Origin of the sequence: Vibrio sp. 10N.222.49.C9, assembly GCF_041474985.1 — a bacterium.
Taxonomy (GTDB): Bacteria; Pseudomonadota; Gammaproteobacteria; order Enterobacterales; family Vibrionaceae; genus Vibrio; species Vibrio crassostreae_C.
Map to the genome: position 1 here is coordinate 1 of NZ_JBFRVD010000868.1, position 404 is coordinate 404.

Consider the following 404-nt stretch of genomic DNA (forward strand, 5'->3'; position numbering starts at 1 on the left):
ATCGAAACCTTAGAAATTCTTTGTTTTACTTAGCCTTCAATTAATCCCATATTCGCGCCTTAAATCCTTCCTAATCGTTCATTAATCTAGGCGCAAGACATTGGAAAAAGCACTTCTTCCTGAAGGTGTATCTCGTATCACCGTACCTGTTACCGCATTGACTTTTTACGCCGTGGCATCGGGCTATTTAATGAGCTTGATCCCTCTTATGTTGGGTCAGTTTAATATTCCAACGTACTATGCGAGTTGGCTTGCGAGCGCTTTTTATGCAGGCTTACTAGTCGGTGCCGTCATTGTTGAACGTCTTATTCATGAGGTAGGGCATCGACGCGCTTTCATTGGGTGTTTAGTGACATTTGCCCTAACGGTTGTGGTATTGCCAGTGTTTGCCAATGGCTTTGTAT

The 404-nt window shown here is 43.3% G+C and carries 1 pseudogene; it reads left to right on the top strand.

Annotated features, from left to right (window positions below):
- Positions 1–100: 100 nt before the first annotated feature.
- Positions 101–404 (top strand): annotated as a pseudogene (locus AB4585_RS25990) (MFS transporter); the annotation flags it as partial.